Source organism: Klebsiella sp. P1927, assembly GCF_018204675.1.
Classification (GTDB): Bacteria; Pseudomonadota; Gammaproteobacteria; order Enterobacterales; family Enterobacteriaceae; genus Klebsiella; species Klebsiella pneumoniae.
In genome coordinates this window covers 4,081,634-4,100,847 of sequence record NZ_CP073377.1, presented here as the reverse complement: position 1 = coordinate 4,100,847, position 19,214 = coordinate 4,081,634, and the positions used below count along the sequence as shown (strand labels likewise).

The 19,214-nt window shown below is 58.4% G+C and carries 20 protein-coding genes; 14 read left to right on the top strand and 6 right to left on the bottom strand.

What is annotated here, in order from left to right; translation table 11 throughout:
• Window positions 1–98: 98 nt before the first annotated feature.
• Window positions 99–680, top strand: coding sequence for a D-sedoheptulose 7-phosphate isomerase (gene lpcA / locus KB892_RS20650; protein WP_004145825.1), 582 nt, complete (start codon window positions 99–101; stop codon window positions 678–680).
• A gap of 74 nt (window positions 681–754) precedes the next feature.
• A complete protein-coding gene (locus tag KB892_RS20645) occupies window positions 755–1,522 on the top strand; it encodes a class II glutamine amidotransferase (protein WP_002889696.1) in 768 nt (255 codons plus the stop codon).
• Here the strand turns inward: KB892_RS20645 and dpaA are convergent.
• On the bottom strand, window positions 1,493–2,233 hold the full coding sequence (gene dpaA / locus KB892_RS20640; protein ID WP_002889699.1) for a peptidoglycan meso-diaminopimelic acid protein amidase: 741 nt from the start codon (window positions 2,231–2,233) through the stop codon (window positions 1,493–1,495). The genes KB892_RS20645 and dpaA overlap by 30 nt on opposite strands.
• 411 nt (window positions 2,234–2,644) lie before the next feature.
• On the opposite strand from dpaA, the gene KB892_RS20635 reads away from it, so the two are divergent.
• Genes KB892_RS20635 through nqrM form a run of 7 tightly spaced genes read left to right on the top strand, consistent with a single transcriptional unit; the run spans window position 2,645 to window position 8,705 of the window.
• On the top strand, window positions 2,645–3,988 hold the full coding sequence (locus KB892_RS20635) for a Na(+)-translocating NADH-quinone reductase subunit A (protein WP_002889702.1): 1,344 nt from the start codon (window positions 2,645–2,647) through the stop codon (window positions 3,986–3,988).
• A gap of 3 nt (window positions 3,989–3,991) precedes the next feature.
• Complete coding sequence (locus KB892_RS20630; RefSeq protein ID WP_002889703.1) at window positions 3,992–5,230, top strand: NADH:ubiquinone reductase (Na(+)-transporting) subunit B; 1,239 nt, start codon at window positions 3,992–3,994, stop codon at window positions 5,228–5,230.
• Window positions 5,223–6,017, top strand: a complete 795-nt coding sequence (locus KB892_RS20625; protein ID WP_002889705.1) for a Na(+)-translocating NADH-quinone reductase subunit C — start codon at window positions 5,223–5,225, stop codon at window positions 6,015–6,017. The genes KB892_RS20630 and KB892_RS20625 overlap by 8 nt, the downstream gene beginning before the upstream one ends.
• Complete coding sequence (locus KB892_RS20620) at window positions 6,010–6,648, top strand: NADH:ubiquinone reductase (Na(+)-transporting) subunit D (protein WP_002889716.1); 639 nt, start codon at window positions 6,010–6,012, stop codon at window positions 6,646–6,648. Before KB892_RS20625 ends, KB892_RS20620 begins: the two co-directional genes overlap by 8 nt.
• Window positions 6,649–6,654: 6 nt before the next feature.
• Window positions 6,655–7,251, top strand: coding sequence for an NADH:ubiquinone reductase (Na(+)-transporting) subunit E (nqrE, locus tag KB892_RS20615; protein ID WP_002889718.1), 597 nt, complete (start codon window positions 6,655–6,657; stop codon window positions 7,249–7,251).
• A 12-nt stretch (window positions 7,252–7,263) separates the two neighbouring features.
• A complete protein-coding gene (nqrF, locus tag KB892_RS20610; protein WP_002889720.1) occupies window positions 7,264–8,487 on the top strand; it encodes an NADH:ubiquinone reductase (Na(+)-transporting) subunit F in 1,224 nt (407 codons plus the stop codon).
• Between the two features lie 2 nt (window positions 8,488–8,489).
• The gene (gene nqrM, locus KB892_RS20605; RefSeq protein ID WP_002889722.1) at window positions 8,490–8,705 is read left to right on the top strand and encodes a (Na+)-NQR maturation NqrM; all 216 of its coding nucleotides are present in this window, start codon (window positions 8,490–8,492) and stop codon (window positions 8,703–8,705) included.
• Between the two features lie 312 nt (window positions 8,706–9,017).
• Here the strand turns inward: nqrM and KB892_RS20600 are convergent, their stop codons facing one another.
• Window positions 9,018–9,878 (bottom strand): glycerophosphodiester phosphodiesterase family protein, encoded by an 861-nt coding sequence (locus tag KB892_RS20600; RefSeq protein WP_002889724.1) that lies wholly within the window; start codon window positions 9,876–9,878, stop codon window positions 9,018–9,020.
• Window positions 9,879–10,037: 159 nt separating this feature from the next.
• Between KB892_RS20600 and dinB the strand changes: the two genes are divergently transcribed.
• Window positions 10,038–11,093, top strand: coding sequence for a DNA polymerase IV (gene dinB, locus KB892_RS20595; protein WP_002889726.1), 1,056 nt, complete (start codon window positions 10,038–10,040; stop codon window positions 11,091–11,093).
• A 2-nt stretch (window positions 11,094–11,095) separates the two neighbouring features.
• Complete coding sequence (locus KB892_RS20590; protein ID WP_002889727.1) at window positions 11,096–11,548, top strand: GNAT family N-acetyltransferase; 453 nt, start codon at window positions 11,096–11,098, stop codon at window positions 11,546–11,548.
• A gap of 42 nt (window positions 11,549–11,590) precedes the next feature.
• Here KB892_RS20590 and pepD read toward each other — a convergent pair whose 3' ends face one another.
• Window positions 11,591–13,048, bottom strand: coding sequence for a cytosol nonspecific dipeptidase (gene pepD / locus KB892_RS20585; protein WP_004152033.1), 1,458 nt, complete (start codon window positions 13,046–13,048; stop codon window positions 11,591–11,593).
• Window positions 13,049–13,305: 257 nt separating this feature from the next.
• Here pepD and gpt point away from each other — a divergent pair, with 257 nt between their 5' ends.
• The 3 genes from gpt to crl all read left to right on the top strand — a co-directional run bounded on the left by gpt (window position 13,306) and on the right by crl (window position 15,570).
• Window positions 13,306–13,764 (top strand): xanthine phosphoribosyltransferase, encoded by a 459-nt coding sequence (gpt, locus tag KB892_RS20580; RefSeq protein WP_002889733.1) that lies wholly within the window; start codon window positions 13,306–13,308, stop codon window positions 13,762–13,764.
• A gap of 105 nt (window positions 13,765–13,869) precedes the next feature.
• Entirely contained in the window at window positions 13,870–15,114 is a 1,245-nt protein-coding gene (gene frsA / locus KB892_RS20575) for an esterase FrsA (protein WP_002889742.1), read from the top strand.
• A gap of 57 nt (window positions 15,115–15,171) precedes the next feature.
• Window positions 15,172–15,570: a sigma factor-binding protein Crl gene (gene crl / locus KB892_RS20570; RefSeq protein ID WP_002889793.1), complete on the top strand. Its 399-nt coding sequence runs from the start codon at window positions 15,172–15,174 to the stop codon at window positions 15,568–15,570.
• Window positions 15,571–15,655: 85 nt separating this feature from the next.
• On the opposite strand, the gene csiR is transcribed toward crl, so the two are convergent.
• From csiR to gabT, 3 genes are all read right to left on the bottom strand, one after another.
• Window positions 15,656–16,348 carry a DNA-binding transcriptional regulator CsiR gene (gene csiR, locus KB892_RS20565; protein WP_002889794.1) on the bottom strand — a complete coding sequence of 231 codons (693 nt, stop codon included), beginning with the start codon at window positions 16,346–16,348 and terminating at the stop codon, window positions 15,656–15,658.
• A gap of 45 nt (window positions 16,349–16,393) precedes the next feature.
• Window positions 16,394–17,794, bottom strand: a complete 1,401-nt coding sequence (gene gabP / locus KB892_RS20560) for a GABA permease (RefSeq protein WP_062955115.1) — start codon at window positions 17,792–17,794, stop codon at window positions 16,394–16,396.
• A gap of 135 nt (window positions 17,795–17,929) precedes the next feature.
• On the bottom strand, window positions 17,930–19,213 hold the full coding sequence (gene gabT, locus KB892_RS20555; protein ID WP_004147193.1) for a 4-aminobutyrate--2-oxoglutarate transaminase: 1,284 nt from the start codon (window positions 19,211–19,213) through the stop codon (window positions 17,930–17,932).
• Window position 19,214: the final 1 nt, after the last annotated feature.

Sequence of the window (19,214 nt, the reverse complement as noted above, 5' to 3'; positions counted from 1 at the left end):
TCAAAAGAGCGAGGGATAACGCTGCCTGCTGCTTCTCGCTTCGACGGCTATCCGGTACACTGCCGGGGTTATTCCACTCATACTGAAGGATTATCCTCATGTACCAGGATCTTATTCGTAACGAACTGAACGAAGCCGCGGAAACGCTGGCTAACTTTCTGCAGGACGAAGCCAATATCCATGCTATCCAGCGTGCCGCTGTCCTGCTGGCGGATAGCTTTAAGGCGGGTGGGAAAGTGCTGTCCTGCGGTAACGGCGGTTCCCATTGCGATGCGATGCATTTTGCGGAAGAGCTGACCGGACGTTATCGCGAAAACCGCCCGGGTTACCCGGCCATCGCGATCTCCGACGTCAGCCACCTCTCCTGCGTGAGCAATGATTTTGGCTATGAGTATGTGTTCTCCCGCTACGTTGAATCCGTTGGCCGCGCAGGCGATGTGCTGCTCGGTATCTCCACGTCTGGCAACTCCGGCAACGTGATTAAGGCCATTGAGGCCGCGCGGGCGCAGGGGATGAAAGTGATCACCCTGACCGGTAAAGACGGCGGTAAAATGGCCGGTAGCGCTGATGTGGAAATTCGCGTGCCGCACTTTGGCTACGCCGACCGCATCCAGGAGATCCATATCAAAGTGATCCACATTCTGATTATGCTGATCGAAAAAGAGATGGCGAAAGGCTAACAGGCAGGTGAGTGTGTACTGTTGACGGTGGCCTCGCTCCGGCGCCGTCGTGATTTGTGAGGGTGAGGTGATCTATGTGCGAACTGCTCGGGATGAGCGCCAATGTGCCAACCGATATCTGTTTTAGCTTTACCGGGCTGGTGCAGCGCGGCGGCGGGACGGGGCCGCATAAAGACGGCTGGGGCATCACCTTCTATGAAGGTAAAGGCTGTCGCACATTCAAGGATCCCCAGCCGAGCTTTCAGTCGCCGATCGCGAAACTGGTTCAGGATTACCCCATTAAGTCCTGTTCCGTCGTCGCCCATATTCGTCAGGCCAACCGCGGGAGGGTGGCCCTGGAGAACACCCATCCCTTCACCCGCGAACTGTGGGGGCGCAACTGGACCTATGCGCACAATGGGCAGCTAAAAGGCTATAAGTCGCTGAAAACCGGTAATTTTCATCCGGTAGGTGAAACCGACAGTGAAAAAGCGTTTTGCTGGCTGCTGCACCGTTTAACCGAGCGCTATCCGCGCACGCCGGGCAATATGCTGGGCGTTTTCAAGTATATCGCCACCCTCGCGGGTGAACTACGTGAGAAAGGGGTGTTCAACATGCTGCTGTCGGACGGGCGCTACGTAATGGCGTTCTGCTCGACCAATCTGCACTGGATCACCCGGCGAGCGCCGTTCGGCGTGGCAAAACTGCTGGACCAGGATGTGGAGATCGACTTTCAACGCGAGACCACACCCAACGATGTGGTCACGGTTATCGCCACGCAGCCGCTGACGGCCAATGAAACCTGGCATAAGATCATGCCAGGCGAGTGGGCGTTATTTTGTCTCGGGGAGCGTGTAGTTTGAGGCCAGCTGCGGCTGGACAACCTCGTGGCTGAGCGGCTTGCTCACCACATAGCGGCCGTCGGTCACTGATACGACCGGCGGTTTGTGGGTCTGCTGGAAATAGTCATAGCCTGGCTTGAGCTGTTTCCAGAAATCCGCGTAGTAGGAGTATTTGTGGCGTTCCATGTTGGCGTTGGTCATGCGGAACGGATAGATACTCACCTGCACGCTTGGCTGGCCGAAGACTAAGGCGCCGGTCACGAACTGGAAGATCTCATCGATACCGCTGTCGGTCATGGCGTAGCAGCCGACTGAGACGCAGTCGCCGTGGATCATCAGGTATTTCCCTTCATAACCATGGGCGCGATCGTAGGCGTTCGGGAAGCCGATGTTAATCGCTTTATAGAAGCGGCTGTCGGGTTTGAGCTGGCTGCGGGTGACGTTATAGAACCCTTCCGGACTCTTGAAATCGCCCTGGCGCTGTTTCGGACCGAGGCCACCGGAGTAGTTGCAGATCCGGTAGCTGTCGAGGAGCTGGTAGGTCTCACCCATTTTGACGTAAAGGTCGAGCATGCGCTCTTCTTTAAAGATCTCAATGTAAACCGGTGAACCCATTAATTGCTGCTTATATTCTTTGCTTACCGGCGTTGTCGGGCTGTTGCTGCTGAGCAGCCCGGCAAATGACACGCACGGCAACAGAAGCATCGCAATAAATAATGCGATTTTGCGCATACTGCTTGTTCCTTGATAAAACAAAATAGCCACATTGCCAGGACGGCAAGAGAGACCCGAAATCAGAGTTTTCTGGATTTAGAGCGCTCACATTAGCATCACGGCATTTTTTCGCAAGGGCGACGTGGCGGCGTTTACAAATCAGCCTCACTTTATACCCTGCCAGCGACGAAAACACAGTGAGAACTTTGCGCAATAGCTCGCATTTTAGAAGCACTTATCGCCCCTTGCGCTACAGCCGCCGCTCACGAAATGTTACACTTGCGCCGGTTCATCATCAGAGTAAGAAAGGATGCTTCTCTTCCGTCCTGAGTGCTACTGGCGCCGTTTCGCCCTTTCTTCTCTGCCATTCTGTCAATAAGCTGGCCCTGACCTGCGTCGGGGTTGAGGTTACGGATACCTGCTAACGATATGATTAAAATCACGAAAGGGCTGGATTTGCCCATAGCTGGCATGCCATTACAGCAGATTTCTCCCGCGCCAGCGGTGAAGCGCGTCGCGCTACTCGGCGAAGAGTACGTTGGCATGCGCCCCGCGATGGCGGTTAAAGAAGGCGATCGGGTCAAAAAAGGTCAGATCCTGTTCGAAGATAAAAAGATCCCTGGCGTCTGCTTTACCGCCCCGGCGAGCGGGATCGTCAGCGCGATCCACCGCGGCGAACGGCGCGTGTTGCAGTCGGTGGTGATTGATATCGAGGGCAATGACGCGGTGGCGTTTACCCGTTACGCCGCGGACGCGCTGGCCGAACTGCCGCGCGACACCGTACAGCAGCAGCTGCTGGCGTCGGGCCAATGGACGGCGCTGCGTACCCGACCGTTCAGCAAAACGCCGCTCCCGGGGAGCACGCCCGCCGCTATCTTTGTTAACGCCATGGACACCAATCCGCTGGCGGCGGAGCCGCAGCCGATTATTCTGGCCGAACGTGCCGCCTTCGACGCCGGTCTTACCGTGCTCACGCGCTTGACCGACGGGAAAGTGCACGTCTGCCAGCCCAGCGGCGGCAAGCTGGGCGGTCATCCTCTCGGCCAGGTCTGTTTCAATCAGTTCAGCGGGCCGCACCCGGCGGGGCTGCCGGGAACGCATATTCACTTTCTGGAGCCGGTGAGCCTGAATAAGCAGGTCTGGCACCTCAATTATCAGGACGCGATCGCCATTGGTAAGCTTTTCCTCGACGGGGAGCTCTACTGCGAACGGATAATTGCGCTCGGCGGCCCGCAGGTAACATCTCCGCGGCTGGTCAAAACGACGCTCGGCGCCAGCCTGGAGGATCTGCTGGCAGGTGAGTTGCAGGAGGGGGAAAACAGGGTCATTTCCGGCTCGGTGCTTAGCGGCGCCCGCGCCCATGGCCCTCACGCCTTCCTGGGGCGCTTCCATCTGCAGGTGAGCGTGGTCAAAGAAGGGCGGGAAAAAGAGCTCTTCGGCTGGGTGATGCCGGGCAAAGAGAAATTCTCGATTACCCGCACCACGCTGGGCCATTTCTTCAAGCGCAAGCGCTTTCATTTTTCCACCGATACCAACGGCGGCGAGCGGGCGATGGTGCCGATCGGCAACTACGAGCGGGTGATGCCTCTGGATATCCTGCCGACCATACTGCTGCGCGATCTGCTGGCCGGAGACACCGACAGCGCTCAGGCGCTGGGCTGTCTGGAGCTGGATGAAGAAGATCTGGCGCTGTGCACCTATGTTTGCCCTGGAAAGTATGAATATGGCCCGGCGCTGCGCAGCGTGTTAACCCGGATTGAGCAGGAAGGATAAGAGATGGGCTTAAAGCACCTGATTGAGAAACTTGAGCCGCATTTCACGCATGGCGGCAAGCTGGAAAAATATTACCCGCTGTATGAGGCGGCGGCGACCATCTTCTACACGCCGGGCCAGGTAACCCGCGGCGCGGCGCACGTGCGCGACGCCATCGACCTGAAGCGGATGATGATCCTCGTGTGGTTTGCCGTATTCCCGGCGATGTTCTGGGGCATGTACAACGTTGGGCTGCAGACCATTCCGGCGCTGCACAAGCTATACGGCGCCGAACAGCTGCAGCAGGCGATCGCCAACAACTGGCACTACAGCGTCGCCCAGTGGTTAGGGGTGAGCTTCAGTGCCGACGCCGGCTGGCTGAGCATGATGACCCTGGGCGCGGTATTTTTCCTGCCTATCTACCTCACCGTCTTTATCGTCGGCGGTTTCTGGGAGGTGCTGTTCGCGATTGTGCGCAAGCATGAGATTAACGAAGGTTTTTTCGTTACCTCTATTCTCTTCGCGCTGATTGTGCCGCCCACGCTGCCGCTGTGGCAGGCGGCGCTGGGGATCTCCTTCGGCGTGGTGATCGCCAAAGAGATTTTCGGCGGCACCGGGCGCAACTTCCTCAACCCGGCGCTGGCGGGGCGCGCGTTCCTGTTCTTCGCCTATCCGGCGCAGATTTCCGGCGACCTCGTATGGACCGCGGCGGACGGTTTCTCCGGCGCCACGCCGCTCTCCCAGTGGGCCAGCGGCGGCGGTGAAGCGCTGGTGAACGTGGCGACTGGCGTGCCGGTGAGCTGGATGGACGCCTTCCTCGGCAATATTCCCGGCTCAATAGGCGAAGTGTCAACGCTGATGATCTTCATCGGCGGGGCGATCATCCTCTTTGGCCGCGTCGCGTCCTGGCGCATCGTCGCCGGGGTAATGATCGGCATGATCGCCACCGCCACCCTGTTTAACGTTATCGGCTCCGACACCAACCCGATGTTCGCTATGCCATGGTACTGGCATCTGGTGCTCGGCGGTTTCGCCTTCGGGATGATGTTTATGGCGACGGACCCGGTATCCGCCTCGTTTACCGATAAAGGGAAATGGAGTTACGGCGTGCTGATCGGCGTGATGTGCGTGCTGATCCGCGTGGTGAACCCGGCTTATCCGGAAGGGATGATGCTGGCGATCCTCTTCGCCAACCTCTTCGCACCGCTGTTCGATTATCTGGTGGTGCAGGCCAATATTAAGCGGAGGAAGTCGCGTGGCTGAGAAGAAAAGTAACGATAGCATCGGCAAAACGCTGCTGGTGGTGCTGGTGCTTTGTCTGGTCTGCTCCATCGTGGTGGCGGGCTCGGCCGTGGGGCTGAAATCCCGCCAGCAGGCGCAGCAGGCGTTGGATAAGCAGCGCAATATCCTGGCAGTGTCAGGGCTGATGCACCCCGGTATGGATGCGGATGCGGTAGCGGACACCTTCGCGGCGCGCATTACCCCGCGACTGGTGAATCTGGCCACCGGCGAACTGCTGGAGAAAGACCCGGGTAAATTTAATCAGGCCCAGGCGCTGAAGGATCCGCAGCAGAGTATGGCCCTGGATGCCAGTCAGGATCCGGCTGGTATAAAGCGACGCAGTAATCTGGCGGAAATTTACCTGGTGCGCGACGCGCAGCAGAAGATTGAGCAGGTGGTGCTGCCCATTTATGGCAACGGCCTGTGGTCGATGATGTATGCCTTTGTGGCGCTGGACGTCGATGGCCGCACGGTAAAAGGCATTACTTACTACGATCAGGGCGAAACGCCGGGGCTGGGCGGCGAGGTGGAAAACCCCAACTGGCGCCAGCAGTTTGTCGGCAAGCAGGTGCTGGATGACAACGGTATGCCGGCGCTGAAGGTGGTGAAAGGCGGCGCGCGCGCGGGCGATCTCCACGCGGTTGACGGTTTATCCGGCGCCACGCTGACGTCCAATGGCGTGCAGCATAGCTTTGATTTCTGGATGGGCGAACTGGGCTTTGGTCCGTTCCTGAAAAAGGTTCGTGAGGGAGAGCTGAATAATGGCTGAACAGAGCGATATGAAAGAGGTGAAGCGCGTGCTGGTGGGGCCGCTCATCGCCAATAACCCCATCGCCCTGCAGGTGCTGGGCGTCTGCTCCGCACTGGCGGTAACCACCAAACTGGAAACCGCCTTCGTGATGACCATTGCGGTGACCCTGGTGACGGCGTTCTCCAGCATGTTTATCTCGATGATCCGCCACCATATTCCCAATAGCGTGCGCATCATCGTGCAGATGGCGATCATCGCCTCGCTGGTGATCGTGGTGGATCAGCTGCTGCGGGCTTTCGCCTATGAGACCTCCAAACAGCTGTCGGTATTCGTCGGGCTTATCATCACCAACTGCATCGTGATGGGCCGCGCCGAAGCCTACGCCATGAAGTCGCCGCCGCTGGCGAGCTTTATGGATGGTATTGGCAACGGTCTCGGCTATGGCGCGATCCTGATTATCGTCGGCTTCCTGCGCGAGCTTATCGGTAGCGGCAAGCTGTTCGGTATCACGGTGCTGGAAACGGTGCAGAACGGCGGCTGGTATCAGCCGAACGGCCTGTTCCTGCTGGCGCCGAGCGCGTTCTTCATTATCGGTTTGCTGATCTGGGCCCTGCGTAGCTGGAAGCCTGAGCAGCAGGAAAAGGAGTAATCGGTGATGGCTCATTACATCAGCCTGTTTGTCCGCGCGGTGTTCGTTGAGAACATGGCGCTGGCCTTCTTCCTCGGGATGTGCACCTTTCTTGCGGTGTCGAAAAAGGTCTCCACCGCCTTCGGCCTCGGCGTCGCGGTGACGGTAGTGCTGGGGCTTGCCGTGCCAATCAATAACCTGGTCTATAACCTGGTGCTGCGCGACAGCGCGCTGGTTGAGGGGGTGGATCTCAGCTTTCTTAACTTCATCACCTTTATCGGAGTGATCGCCGCGCTGGTGCAGATCCTCGAGATGATCCTCGATAAGTATTTTCCGGCACTGTACAACGCGCTGGGCATCTTCCTGCCGCTGATTGCGGTTAACTGTGCGATTTTCGGCGGCGTGTCGTTCATGGTGCAGCGCGATTACAACTTCCCGGAGTCCATCGTCTACGGCTTCGGCTCCGGCATTGGCTGGATGCTGGCGATCGTGGCGATGGCGGGGATCCGCGAAAAAATGAAGTACGCCAACGTGCCCGCCGGTTTGCGCGGGTTAGGGATCACCTTTATCACCACCGGACTAATGGCGCTGGGCTTTATGTCCTTCTCCGGCGTGCAGCTATAAGGGCGAATAAGTATGGAAATTATTCTTGGCGTCGTGATGTTCACGCTGATTGTGCTGGTGCTGTCGGGGCTTATCCTGGCAGCGCGCTCAAAGCTGGTGAACGCGGGCGACGTGGTTATTGAGATCAATAACGAAGCGGATAAACAGATCCGCACCCCGGCGGGTGACAAACTGCTGAACACGCTGTCCAGCAACGGGATCTTCGTCTCCTCCGCCTGCGGCGGCGGCGGCTCCTGCGGCCAGTGTCGGGTAACTGTTAAAGAGGGCGGCGGGGATATCCTGCCGACCGAGCTTTCGCATATTACCAAGCGGGATGCCAAAGCCGGTTGCCGTCTGGCCTGTCAGGTGGCGGTGAAGCAGAACATGAAGATTGAACTGCCGGAAGAGATTTTCGGCGTCAAAAAATGGGAGTGTGAAGTTATCTCTAACGATAACAAAGCCACTTTCATTAAAGAGCTCAAGCTGCGGATCCCGGAGGGGGAGGTGGTGCCGTTTCGCGCCGGGGGCTATATTCAGATTGAATGCCCGCCGCATAAAGTGGCCTATGCAGATTTTGATGTTCCCGATGAATACCGTTCAGACTGGGATAAGTTCAACCTGTTTCGCTATGTCTCTGAGGTGAAAGAGCCGACCCTGCGCGCCTACTCAATGGCTAACTATCCGGAAGAGAAGGGCATCATTATGCTCAACGTGCGCATCGCGACGCCGCCGCCGAAGGTCCCGGATGCGCCGCCGGGGATCATGTCATCCTATATCTGGTCGCTGAAGCCGGGCGATAAGGTGACGATTTCCGGGCCGTTTGGCGAGTTCTTTGCTAAAGAAACCGACGCCGAGATGGTGTTTATCGGCGGCGGCGCCGGGATGGCGCCGATGCGTTCGCATATTTTCGACCAGCTCAAGCGCCTGCACAGCACGCGCAAAATCAGCTTCTGGTACGGCGCCCGTTCGCTGCGCGAAATGTTCTACGATGAGGAGTTTGAACAGCTGGCGCGCGACAATCCAAACTTTACCTTCCACGTCGCGCTCTCCGATCCGCTGCCGGAAGATAACTGGACCGGGCATACCGGCTTTATCCATAACGTTCTGTACGAGAACTATCTACGCGATCACCCGGCGCCGGAAGACTGCGAGTTTTACATGTGTGGGCCGCCGGTAATGAACGCCGCGGTAATTAAGATGCTCAAAGATCTGGGCGTCGAGGACGAGAATATTCTCCTCGACGACTTTGGAGGCTGACGATGCTGACGGTATTTATCGCGACCTTTGTGATTTTTGCGCTGGTGATCCTCGGCATGTCGCTGGGCTACCTGGTGAAGCGCAAGAGCATCCAGGGCAGCTGCGGTGGGATCTCCGCGCTGGGGCTGGAGAAAGTCTGCGATTGTCCGGAACCGTGCGACGCGCGTAAAAAGCGCCTCGCCCGCGAGGCGCAGCGTCAGCAGCGGCGTATTTTGTAATGCCCGGCGGCGCTGCGCATGCCGGACCTGCTGCTTCAGTTTTGTAGGCCGGGTAAGGCGCCAGCCGCCACCCGGCATAAAGCGGCTCCGTGCCCGGCGGCGCTGCGCATGCCGGGGCTGCTGCTTCGGTTTTGTAGGCCGGGTAAGGCGCCAGCCGCCACCCGGCATAAAGCGGCTCCGTGCCCGGCGGCGCTGCGCTGGCCGGGGCTGCTGCTTCGGTTTTGTAGGCCGGGTAAGGCGCCAGCCGCCACTCGGCAACAACATGCCAGCAATGTGAGGCCGCTTTCGCGGCCTTTTTAGCCGTTGACTCCCTTACTGCCAGCTTTTCGCCTGCGCCGGAGAATCCACCATCACCCCGTCGGCGCCCAGTTCTATCGCCGTGCGGTAGTCTTCCGCACTGTTGATGCCGAAGAAGATAATGTGCGCTTTATCCTGCGAGCGGAAGCAATCCATTGCCTCTTTATCCCAGGTGAGCGTCGCCGGGGAGATCCCTTCGCCAAGGGTGAATTTCTCCACCACCTCGACTTTGCGCTTCAGCTCCAGGCCATACCACTGCTCACCATCGCGTTGACTCGCTGGCTGGCACTGATGACTGAGCGAAATATTGGCAAGCCTGGTGCGGGTTTCACTGCGAGTGACAAAGCGAGGGATGGCTGGCGGCAGGGCGGCGATATAGCGGTCTTCGGTGGAATAGACCCGCACGCGATCGAGGCTATCGGTGGTTTTTAACACTTCAAGCAGGCGCTGGCCCATCACGGTGGGATCGGCATCCGGAGATTTGATATCGATATAGAAAAAAGTGTGCGGCCATTGCTGTAAAACGCTTTGCAAGGTCGGAATGGTGGCCTGCTTACCGCGCCACGGGTGGCTGTCATCCCCCCATTTCCAGCCGGCGTCGACTTTCGCCAGCTCGGCGGCGGTCAAACTGGAAACTTTGCCCTCGCTATTGGTCAATGCGGAAAGATCGCTTGACCGGTAGAGCACCGGTACGCCGTCGCGGCTTAACTGCACCGTGACCCAGATGGCTTCGGCGTTATTCTCCAGCGCCAGCTTAATGGCCGGCAGGGTATTTTCCGGCGCATCGCCGGTGCCGCCGCGGTGGGCTATCAGCTGTGGAGCGGCCCAGGCGCCGGCGGTGGCCAGCAGGCAAAGCGCGGTAAGTATTTTCTTCATGATTACATCTTCCTGATTTATCTTTTAACTCAATGAAAATAAACATAATTTATTGCAGTTTTATGTTTTAACCGCTTTTTTAGCCAATGAAATAAAAAAAGCATAAAATTCGCATCTGATTTTGCTATGCTGTATGGGTATACAGTGTTGAGTCTGACGATGCGTAAAATTATCCATGTCGATATGGACTGTTTCTTTGCGGCGGTGGAGATGCGCGACAACCCAGCGTTGCGCGATATTCCCCTCGCGATAGGCGGCAGTCGGGTACAACGTGGCGTGATTAGTACCGCGAACTATCCTGCGCGTAAGTTTGGCGTGCGCAGCGCCATGCCGACGGCGACGGCGCTCAAGCTGTGCCCGCACCTCACGCTGCTTCCTGGCCGCTTTGATGCCTACAAAGAAGCCTCGAACCATATCCGCGAAATTTTCTCCCGCTATACCTCGCGCATTGAGCCGCTGTCGCTGGATGAAGCCTATCTTGACGTCAGCGACAGCGAGCATTGTCACGGGTCAGCCACCCTGATAGCCCAGGAGATCCGCCAGACCATCGAACGGGAGCTGCGCCTCACCGCCTCGGCGGGGGTGGCGCCGGTGAAGTTTCTCGCTAAAATCGCTTCAGATATGAATAAACCCAACGGCCAGTTCGTTATCGCTCCCCATCAGGTGGCAGAGTTTGTGCGGGCGCTGCCGCTGGCGAAAATACCCGGCGTCGGGAAGGTATCGGCAGCGAAGCTGGAAAATATGGGCCTGCGAACCTGTGGCGATGTGCAGAACAGCGATCTGGCCATGCTGCTTAAGCGCTTCGGTAAATTCGGGCGTATTCTGTGGGAGCGCAGCCACGGGATTGATGAGCGGGAAATTCATAACGATCGGCAGCGTAAATCGGTGGGCGTGGAGCGCACCTTAGCGGAAGATATACATGAATGGCCGGAGTGCGAAGCGATTATCGAAAACCTCTATCCCGAGCTGGAGAGGCGACTGGCGAAGGTCAAACCTGATCTGCTGATCGCCCGCCAGGGCATTAAACTGAAATTCAATGATTTCCAGCTGACCACCCAGGAGCACGTCTGGCCGCGGCTGAACAAAGAGGATCTGATCGCCACCGCGCACAAAGCCTGGGATGAGCGCCGCGGCGGACGGGGCGTGCGCCTGGTTGGGCTCCACGTGACGTTGCTCGATCCGCAGCTGGAAAGGCAGCTTTTATTAGGGATTTAGCCATGCATATTCGTGCTTACCGCGACAGCGATTTGCCACTGCTCTGCCAGATCTTTCTGCGCGCGGTGCGGGAAACCGCCAGTCGGGACTATACCCCGGGGCAGATCGCGGCCTGGGCGCAGGTGGATGAGACGCGCTGGCGACAAAAGCTGGCCGACTCAATCGGCCTGGTGGCCGTGGTCAACAGCCAGCCGGTTGGCTTTATCACCGCCATCGGGACGCATATCGATTTGCTGTTCGTCTCGCCGGATCGTGCCCGCCAGGGTATCGGCGGCGCGCTTATCGAGGCGCTCTGCGTTCAGTATCCAGCGCAAATCCTGACGGTGGACGCCAGCATTACCGCAAAGCCCTGTTTTACGGCTCATGGTTTTAAGGTGGTGGCTGAGCAACGGGTGGCGGCGCGCGGGGAGTGGTTTATTAATTACCGGATGGAAAAACGCGTGGCGCTAAGGTGATGCGGGGTAAAACCGGCGGCGGGCCGCCGCCGGTTGTGGGGCTTATTTAGCCGGAATGGCTTTCAGCAGCTCGGTCAGCAGCGTCCAGTATTGACCGACGCTCTCGATATGGACCTGCTCATCCGGGGAGTGCGGACCGGTAATGGTTGGCCCGATGGAGACCATGTCCATCTCCGGATACGGTTTTTTGAACAGACCGCATTCCAGACCGGCGTGAATGATCTGGATGTTCGGCGTCTTGTTGAACAGACGCTGGTAAGTCTCGCGTACCAGGTGCATCACCGGCGAATTGGCGTCCGGTTGCCAGCCAGGGTAAGCGCCTTTGGCTTCGGTTTTCGCCCCCGCCAGCTTACCCAGAGAATCCAGCATGCTGACCACGTAGTCTTTGCCGCTGTCGATCAGCGAGCGGATCAGGCAGTGGATCTGTACGTTGTCATCGGTCATGGTGACGACGCCGACGTTCAGCGAAGTTTCCACTACGCCTTTCGCCACGTCAGAGTTGCGGATAACCCCGTTCGGCGTGGCGTTCAGCAGACGGATGAAAGTGTCGCGGGAAGCCTGAGTCAGCGCCGCTTTGTCGTTATCGACCGCTTCCACGAGCACCACCAGGTTCTTCTCTTTGGCCTCCAGCTCGTTTTTCAGCAGCGCCTGGTAAGTATTCACCAGCGCTTTCAGCGCATCGGCTTTATCCGCGGCGACGGCGACAGTAGCGTAAGCTTCACGCGGGATGGCGTTGCGCAACGTGCCGCCGTTGAAATCGACCAGACGCAGATCCAGCTCATCGGCGTGGCCGGCGAGGAAGCGCGACAGCAGCTTGTTGGCATTACCCAGACCAAGGTGGATATCACCGCCGGAGTGGCCGCCTTTCAGCCCTTTTAAGGTGACTTTAAAGCTCTGGAACCCGGCGGGAATCGCTTCGCGGGTCAGCGCCAGGTTAGAGGTGAAATCGATCCCGCCGGCGCAACCCATATAGATTTCGCCTTCTTCTTCGGAGTCGGTGTTGATCAGGATATCGGCCTGTAGCCAGTTGGCCTGCAGACCGAACGCGCCGTCCATACCGGCTTCTTCGGTCATGGTCAGCAGCACTTCCAGCGGGCCGTGAGCGACGCTATCATCGGCCAGTACCGCCAGTGCGGACGCCATTCCGATACCGTTGTCCGCGCCCAGCGTGGTGCCGCGCGCTTTCACCCATTCGCCGTCAATGTACGGCTGGATCGGATCTTTAACGAAGTCGTGGACGGTGTCGTTATTTTTCTGCGGCACCATATCGAGGTGCGCCTGCAGCGCTACCGGCTTACGGTTTTCCATACCGGCAGTCGCGCCTTTACGAATCAGAATGTTGCCAACCTGGTCGCGTTCCGCATGTAAGCCTTTTTCTTTTGCCCAACCCATAATATGCTCGGCGAGCTGTTCTTCGTGATAGGACGGGTGCGGGATGGAGCAAATCTTGGCAAAAATATCCCAAAGCGGCTGCGGGGATAGTTGAGACAGTTCAGACACGGTAAGTCTCCTTACAGACTCCTGCATACAGCGGTTGCAGGACGAGGGTTAGCGTTAAAATACACAACAAGCCCGGGCTTGCGCGATGGGGTTGAGAATACCACTTTCCACCGCCGCAGGTAGTGTAAACAACGCAAAAAGCGTTGCGCAAACCGCTTAACACTGGTTTTTAGTGCGTCAGATCTCTATAATCTCGCGCAACCATTTTCCCCCTCGAACATTATTTAAGCCGTATTACACAGGCTGGGACACTTCACATGAGCGAAAAATACGTCGTCACCTGGGACATGTTGCAGATTCACGCCCGCAAACTGGCCAGCCGTCTGCTGCCGGTTGAGCAATGGAAAGGCATTATTGCCGTTAGCCGCGGCGGACTGGTACCGGGAGCCTTACTGGCGCGTGAACTGGGCATTCGTCATGTTGATACCGTATGCATCTCCAGCTACGACCATGATAACCAGCGCGAGCTGAAAGTGCTGAAACGTGCGGAAGGCGATGGCGAAGGCTTTATCGTCATCGACGATCTGGTGGATACCGGCGGTACCGCCGTGGCGATCCGCGAAATGTATCCCAAAGCGCACTTTGTCACCATTTTCGCCAAGCCGGCAGGCCGCCCGCTGGTGGACGATTACGTTGTGGATATTCCGCAGGATACCTGGATTGAACAGCCGTGGGATATGGGCGTGGTGTTTGTACCGCCTATCGCAGGTCGTTAATTCTTCAGGACAGTGCTATTTACCACGCCCGGCTTGCCGGGCGTGGTTTTTTTTATCCTTTAGCAGGTTACAATATCCGGAGTGGCACTACGACGGAGACTGCACATGTCACAGGCTAACCTCAGCGAAACGCTGTTTAAACCTCGCTTCAAACATCCCGAAACTTCTACGCTGGTGCGTCGGTTTTCTGCCGGAAAACCCCAGGCGATGCAGTCGGCGCTGAGCGGCAATCACGTCGATCACTGGTACCGTCTGATCAACCGTTTGATGTGGATCTGGCGCGGCGTAACTCCGCAGGAGATCCTCGATGTGCAAGCGCGCATTGTGATGAGCGAGGCCGAACGAACCGATCCTGAGCTGTTCGATACCGTCATCGGCTATCGCGGCGGCAACTGGATCTTCGAGTGGGCGAAAGAAGCCATGCAGTGGCAGCAAAAGGCCGGGCAGGAAGCCGATCCTTTGCTGAGCGGCCGCCACTGGCTGCATGCCTCGAACCTGTATAGCATTGCCGCTTATCCGCATATTAAAGGCGATGAGCTGGCGGAACAGGCGCAGGCTTTAGCCAACCGGGCGTATGAAGAAGCCGCCCAGCGGCTGCCGGGCTCGCTGCGCGAGCTGGAGTTCACCATCCCTGGCGGCTCGCCGATAACCGGGTTTTTGCATATGCCGAAAGGCGAGGGGCCGTTTCCGACGGTGCTGATGTGCGGGGGGCTGGACTCGCTGCAGACCGATTATTACAACCTGTATGAGAACTACTTCTCACCGCTCGGCATTGCCATGCTGACCATTGATATGCCCTCCATCGGCTTCTCGTCAAAATGGACGCTAAATCAGGACACCAGCCTGCTGCATCAGCACGCGCTGCGCCATCTGGAAAATGTGCCGTGGATTGACCATACCCGGGTCGCCGCTTTCGGCTTCCGCTTTGGCGCCAATATCGCGGTGCGTCTGGGCTATCTGGAGCCGCAGCGGCTGAAGGCTGTAGCCTGTCTGGGCCCGGTCGTTCATGGTCTGCTGGTGGATCCCCTGCATCAGGGGCGCGTGCCGGAGATGTATCTTGACGTGCTGGCTTCGCGGCTGGGCATGCATGACGCCTCCGATGAAGCGCTACGCGTGGAGCTCAACCGCTATTCGTTAAAAACCCAGGGACTGCTGGGGCGCCGTTGCCCGACGCCGATGCTCTCCGGCTTCTGGAAGGACGATCCGTTCAGCCCCGAAGAGGAGTCGCGGTTAATCACCTCGTCATCTGCCGATGGCAAACTGCTGGAGATCCCGTTTAACCCGGTGTATCGCAATTTTGATCACGCATTGCGACAGATCGCCCGCTGGATCAATCATAGATTTGGTTAATTTATTGCTAAATTCTATTGGTTTGGTAAAACAGTTGCATCACTAAAGGAGATCGCAATGACGTTACCGAGTGGACACCTGAAAAGTAAGTTGATCAAGAAATTCACGGCGCTGGGGCCTTACATTCGCGAAGAGCAGTGCCATGACAACCGTTTCTTTTTCGATTGCCTGGCAGTTTGCGTCAATGTTAAGCCCGCACCGGAGAAGCGTGAATTCTGGGGCTGGTGGATGGAAATGGAAGCACAGGAGTCACGTTTCACCTATAGCTACCAGTTTGGCCTGTTCAATAAGGAAGGATCATGGCAGGCGGTCGACATTGACGACCCGGAAGTGAGCGACAGGCTGGAAAAAACGCTGCGCGAGTTTCACGAGCGCGCAGCAGCGCTGCTGACCACCTTTAATCTGAAGCTGGAACCGGCCGACGATTTCAGCGAGCCGGTTCGCCTGCGAGCCTGATTGATCTACGGATACGATTTCTCCACGCCCGTGCGGCGTGGAGATGCGTGCCGCCATACCCGTAATTTCCACCCCTCCATCTGACTCACCCTGCCTGCGGCGACAGCTTGCCAGCCATCGCCTGTTGAATAATCGGGATCGGAGTCAGTAAGTGCTCACGCATCAGCGCGCTGGCCTGTTCGGCGTCGCGCGCCAGAATAGCGTCCACCAGGGTCTGATGCTGGACATGCTTATCTTCCAGCATCTCCACCGACAGCACGGTGGTGCGCAGCCAGATGAAGCGGTAGCGCGCCGCCAGATCGAACAGCCGTTCGCGCATCTGCAGCAGATACTGCGAACCGCAGCCGGCGACGATGGCGGTGTGAAACGCCTGATGGCGCTGGTCCCATTCATCGAGTAGGTGCTCACTCGCTTCGCACGACTCCAGCTTGTTGAGCAGATGGGCGCGGGCCAGCAGCTCGGCTTCCCACTCGTCGCCGCCGCGTTCAATGGCGAGACGCACCAGCATGGCCTCCATGTTGGCGCGCGCGTCGAAGATATCGAGAAGCTCCTGTTCCGACATGGGCGCCACCCGATAGCCTTTCTGATTGACCACCGTTACCAGCCGCTCGGCCACCAGTTGCGAAAGCGCCTCGCGCAGCGGACCGACCCCCAGGCCATAGCGCGACGTCAGCAGGCTCATCCGCAGCTTCTCATCGGGGTGGTAAACCCCGCAGATGATGTCGTTTTTTAACCAACGGTACCCGTCAATGGCCGTCGCCTGGGGAATGGCGGTCATGTTCTTACTCCTGAATACTCTTCCCGGCGGGCGCCGGGAACAGGGTTAACGCGTATTTTGCAGCGGCAGTTTTTGCCACAATACCAGCTTTTTCCAGCGTGACATAATCGGTACCGTACAAATAATTCCCAGAGCTAACAGGCCGGTAGAGATCACCTCCAGCTGCTGTGCCGGACGGAACAGCATCACCACCAGCACGAAGGTGATAAAGGCGATCACCAGCCAGGTCAGGTACGGATAGAGCCACATTCTCAGACGGATTTCGCCGCCTTGCGCCTGAAGGATTTTGCGCATCCGCAGTTGTGAAACGGCAATCACCAGATAGACCAGCAGGGCGATGGCGCCGGAGCTGTCGATGAGAAATTTAAACACCTTGGCGGGGGCATAGTAGTTCACCACTACGGTGAGGAACGCCGCGCCGGTAGAGAGCAGCACCGCCACGTATGGCGTTTTGCTGCGGTTGGTCCGGCCCATAATGGCCGGCGCATCGCCGCGACGGCTCAGGGAGTAGAGCATCCGCGAGGCGGTATACAGCGCCGAGTTCAGACAGCTGGTGACCGACAGGAGGATCACGCCGTCCATAATCAGCTTGGCATAGGGAATATGCAGCAGCTCGAGCACCGAGCGGTAGGAGCCGATGCTCTTCAGCCCCGGCATATTCCATGGGATGAGGGCGACGACGATAAAGATCGAGCACAGATAAAAAATAGAGATACGCCAGATCACCGAGTTGGTGGCGCGCACGATATGTTTATCCGGGGTATCCGATTCGGCGGCGGCAATGGTGACGATCTCCGCGCCCATAAACGAGAACATGGTGATCAGCATCGCGCTCAGCACCGCGCCGAAGCCGTTAGGCATAAAGCCGCCGTGATCCCACAGACGCGAAATGCCGCTCACTTCGGCATAGGGATAAAAGCCGGTAATGGCGACCGCGCCCAGTACGATAAACGCCAGAATAGCGATCACTTTGCACAGCGCCAGCCAGAACTCGAATTCGCCGTAGTTCTTGACGCTCAGCAGGTTACTGCCGGTGAGGGCGAGAGTGATGACCAGGGAGAACAACCACACCGGGACGCCCGGCACCCACGAATGCAGAATAATCGCCGCGATATTGGCTTCCAGCGGAATAACCAGGACCCAGAACCACCAGTACAGCCAGCCGATGGTATACCCCGCCCAGCGGCCGATGGCTTTATCGGCGTAGGTGGAAAAGGAGCCGGTATCCGGCGTGGCGACCGCCATTTCGGCCAGCATACGCATAATCATCACCACCAGCAGCCCGGCAAACAGATAGGCCAGCAGCACCGCCGGGCCTGCCTCGGCAATGGCGACGCTGGATCCGACTAATAAACTCGCGCCGATCACCCCGGCGATAGATAACATCGTGACGTGGCGCGACTTCAGCCCCGCCCCTAAATCCTGTGATTGCGACAGTTGCCCCATCATTTACCCTCTCGAAGTGTGTCACCTGGGAGAGCGCCCCGACGTTCCCGCGCCGGGGCACGCGTATTATTGTTGTTTTGCAGGTCTCGTCTTCATTCCCTTACGAACGTACTTCGCTTCCGCATGTGTTCTGTTCTATGCCTGTTTCGCCTCGCTAAAGCAGTCGGCGATGATCTTGAGCCCCTGCTCGATCTGCGCCTCTTCGATGGTCAGCGGCACCAGGATGCGCAGCACGTTGTAGTACGGCCCGCAGGAGAGCAGGATCAGGCCTTTGTCGCGGGCGCGGGCGACGATATCCGCCGTCAGCCTGGCGTTCGGCCTGCTGCGGTCGCCCTCTTCAAACAGCTCAATGGCGATCATCGCCCCCAGACCGCGCACGTCGCCGATCTCCGGATGATCTTCAGCGATCGCCAGCAGGCCCTGGCGCAGGGTGTCGCCGAGCTGGTTGGCTTTTTCCAGCAGATTCTCCTGCTCGAAAATCTGTAATACCGCCAGGGCGGCGGCGCAGGCGATGGGGTTGCCGGCGTAGGTGCCGCCCAGTCCGCCGGGGGCGATGGCGTCCATCACCTCCGCGCGGCCGGTGACGCCCGCCAGCGGGAAACCGCCGGCGATGGATTTGGCGAAGGTGGTGATATCCGCCGCGACGCCCATCTGCTCCATGGCGAACAGGGTACCGGTGCGGCCCGCGCCGCTCTGGACCTCATCGGCGATGAGCATAATGCCGTGCTCGTCGCACAGGGCGCGCAGGCGCTGCATAAAGGCCGGGGAGGCGGCATAGAACCCGCCTTCACCCTGCACCGGCTCAATAATGATGGCGGCGATATCTTCCGGCGCGGCATCGTTTTTGAAGATGCGATGGATGCTGGCGATCGCCTCGTCATCACTGACGCCGTGCAGCGCGCATGGGTAGAGGGCGCGATAGACATGGCCCGGCATTAAGCCCATACCGGCGGAGTAAGGATTCACTTTGCCGGTCAGCGACAGGGTGTAATGGGTGCGGCCGTGATAGGCGCCGGTGAAGGCGATAGCGCCGCTGCGCCCGGTTGCCGCGCGGGCGATCTTCACCGCGTTCTCCACCGCTTCCGACCCGGTGGTGACCAGCAGGGTTTTCTTGGCGAAATCACCGGGCACCTTTTGATTCATCTTTTCGCACAGCGCCAGATAAGGCTCATAGGCCAGCACCTGGAAGCAGGTATGCGACAGCTTTTTCAGCTGGTCTTCGACGGCGGCGACAACCTGCGGATGCAGGTGGCCGGTATTGAGCACCGCGATACCGCCGGCAAAATCGAGATATTCCCGGCCTTCCACGTCCCACACCCGGCAGTTCTCCGCGCGTTCGGCGAAGATAGGGTGGATCTGGCCGACGCCGCGCGGGACCGCGTCGCTGCGACGCGCCATCATTGCTTTATTGCTGTTCATC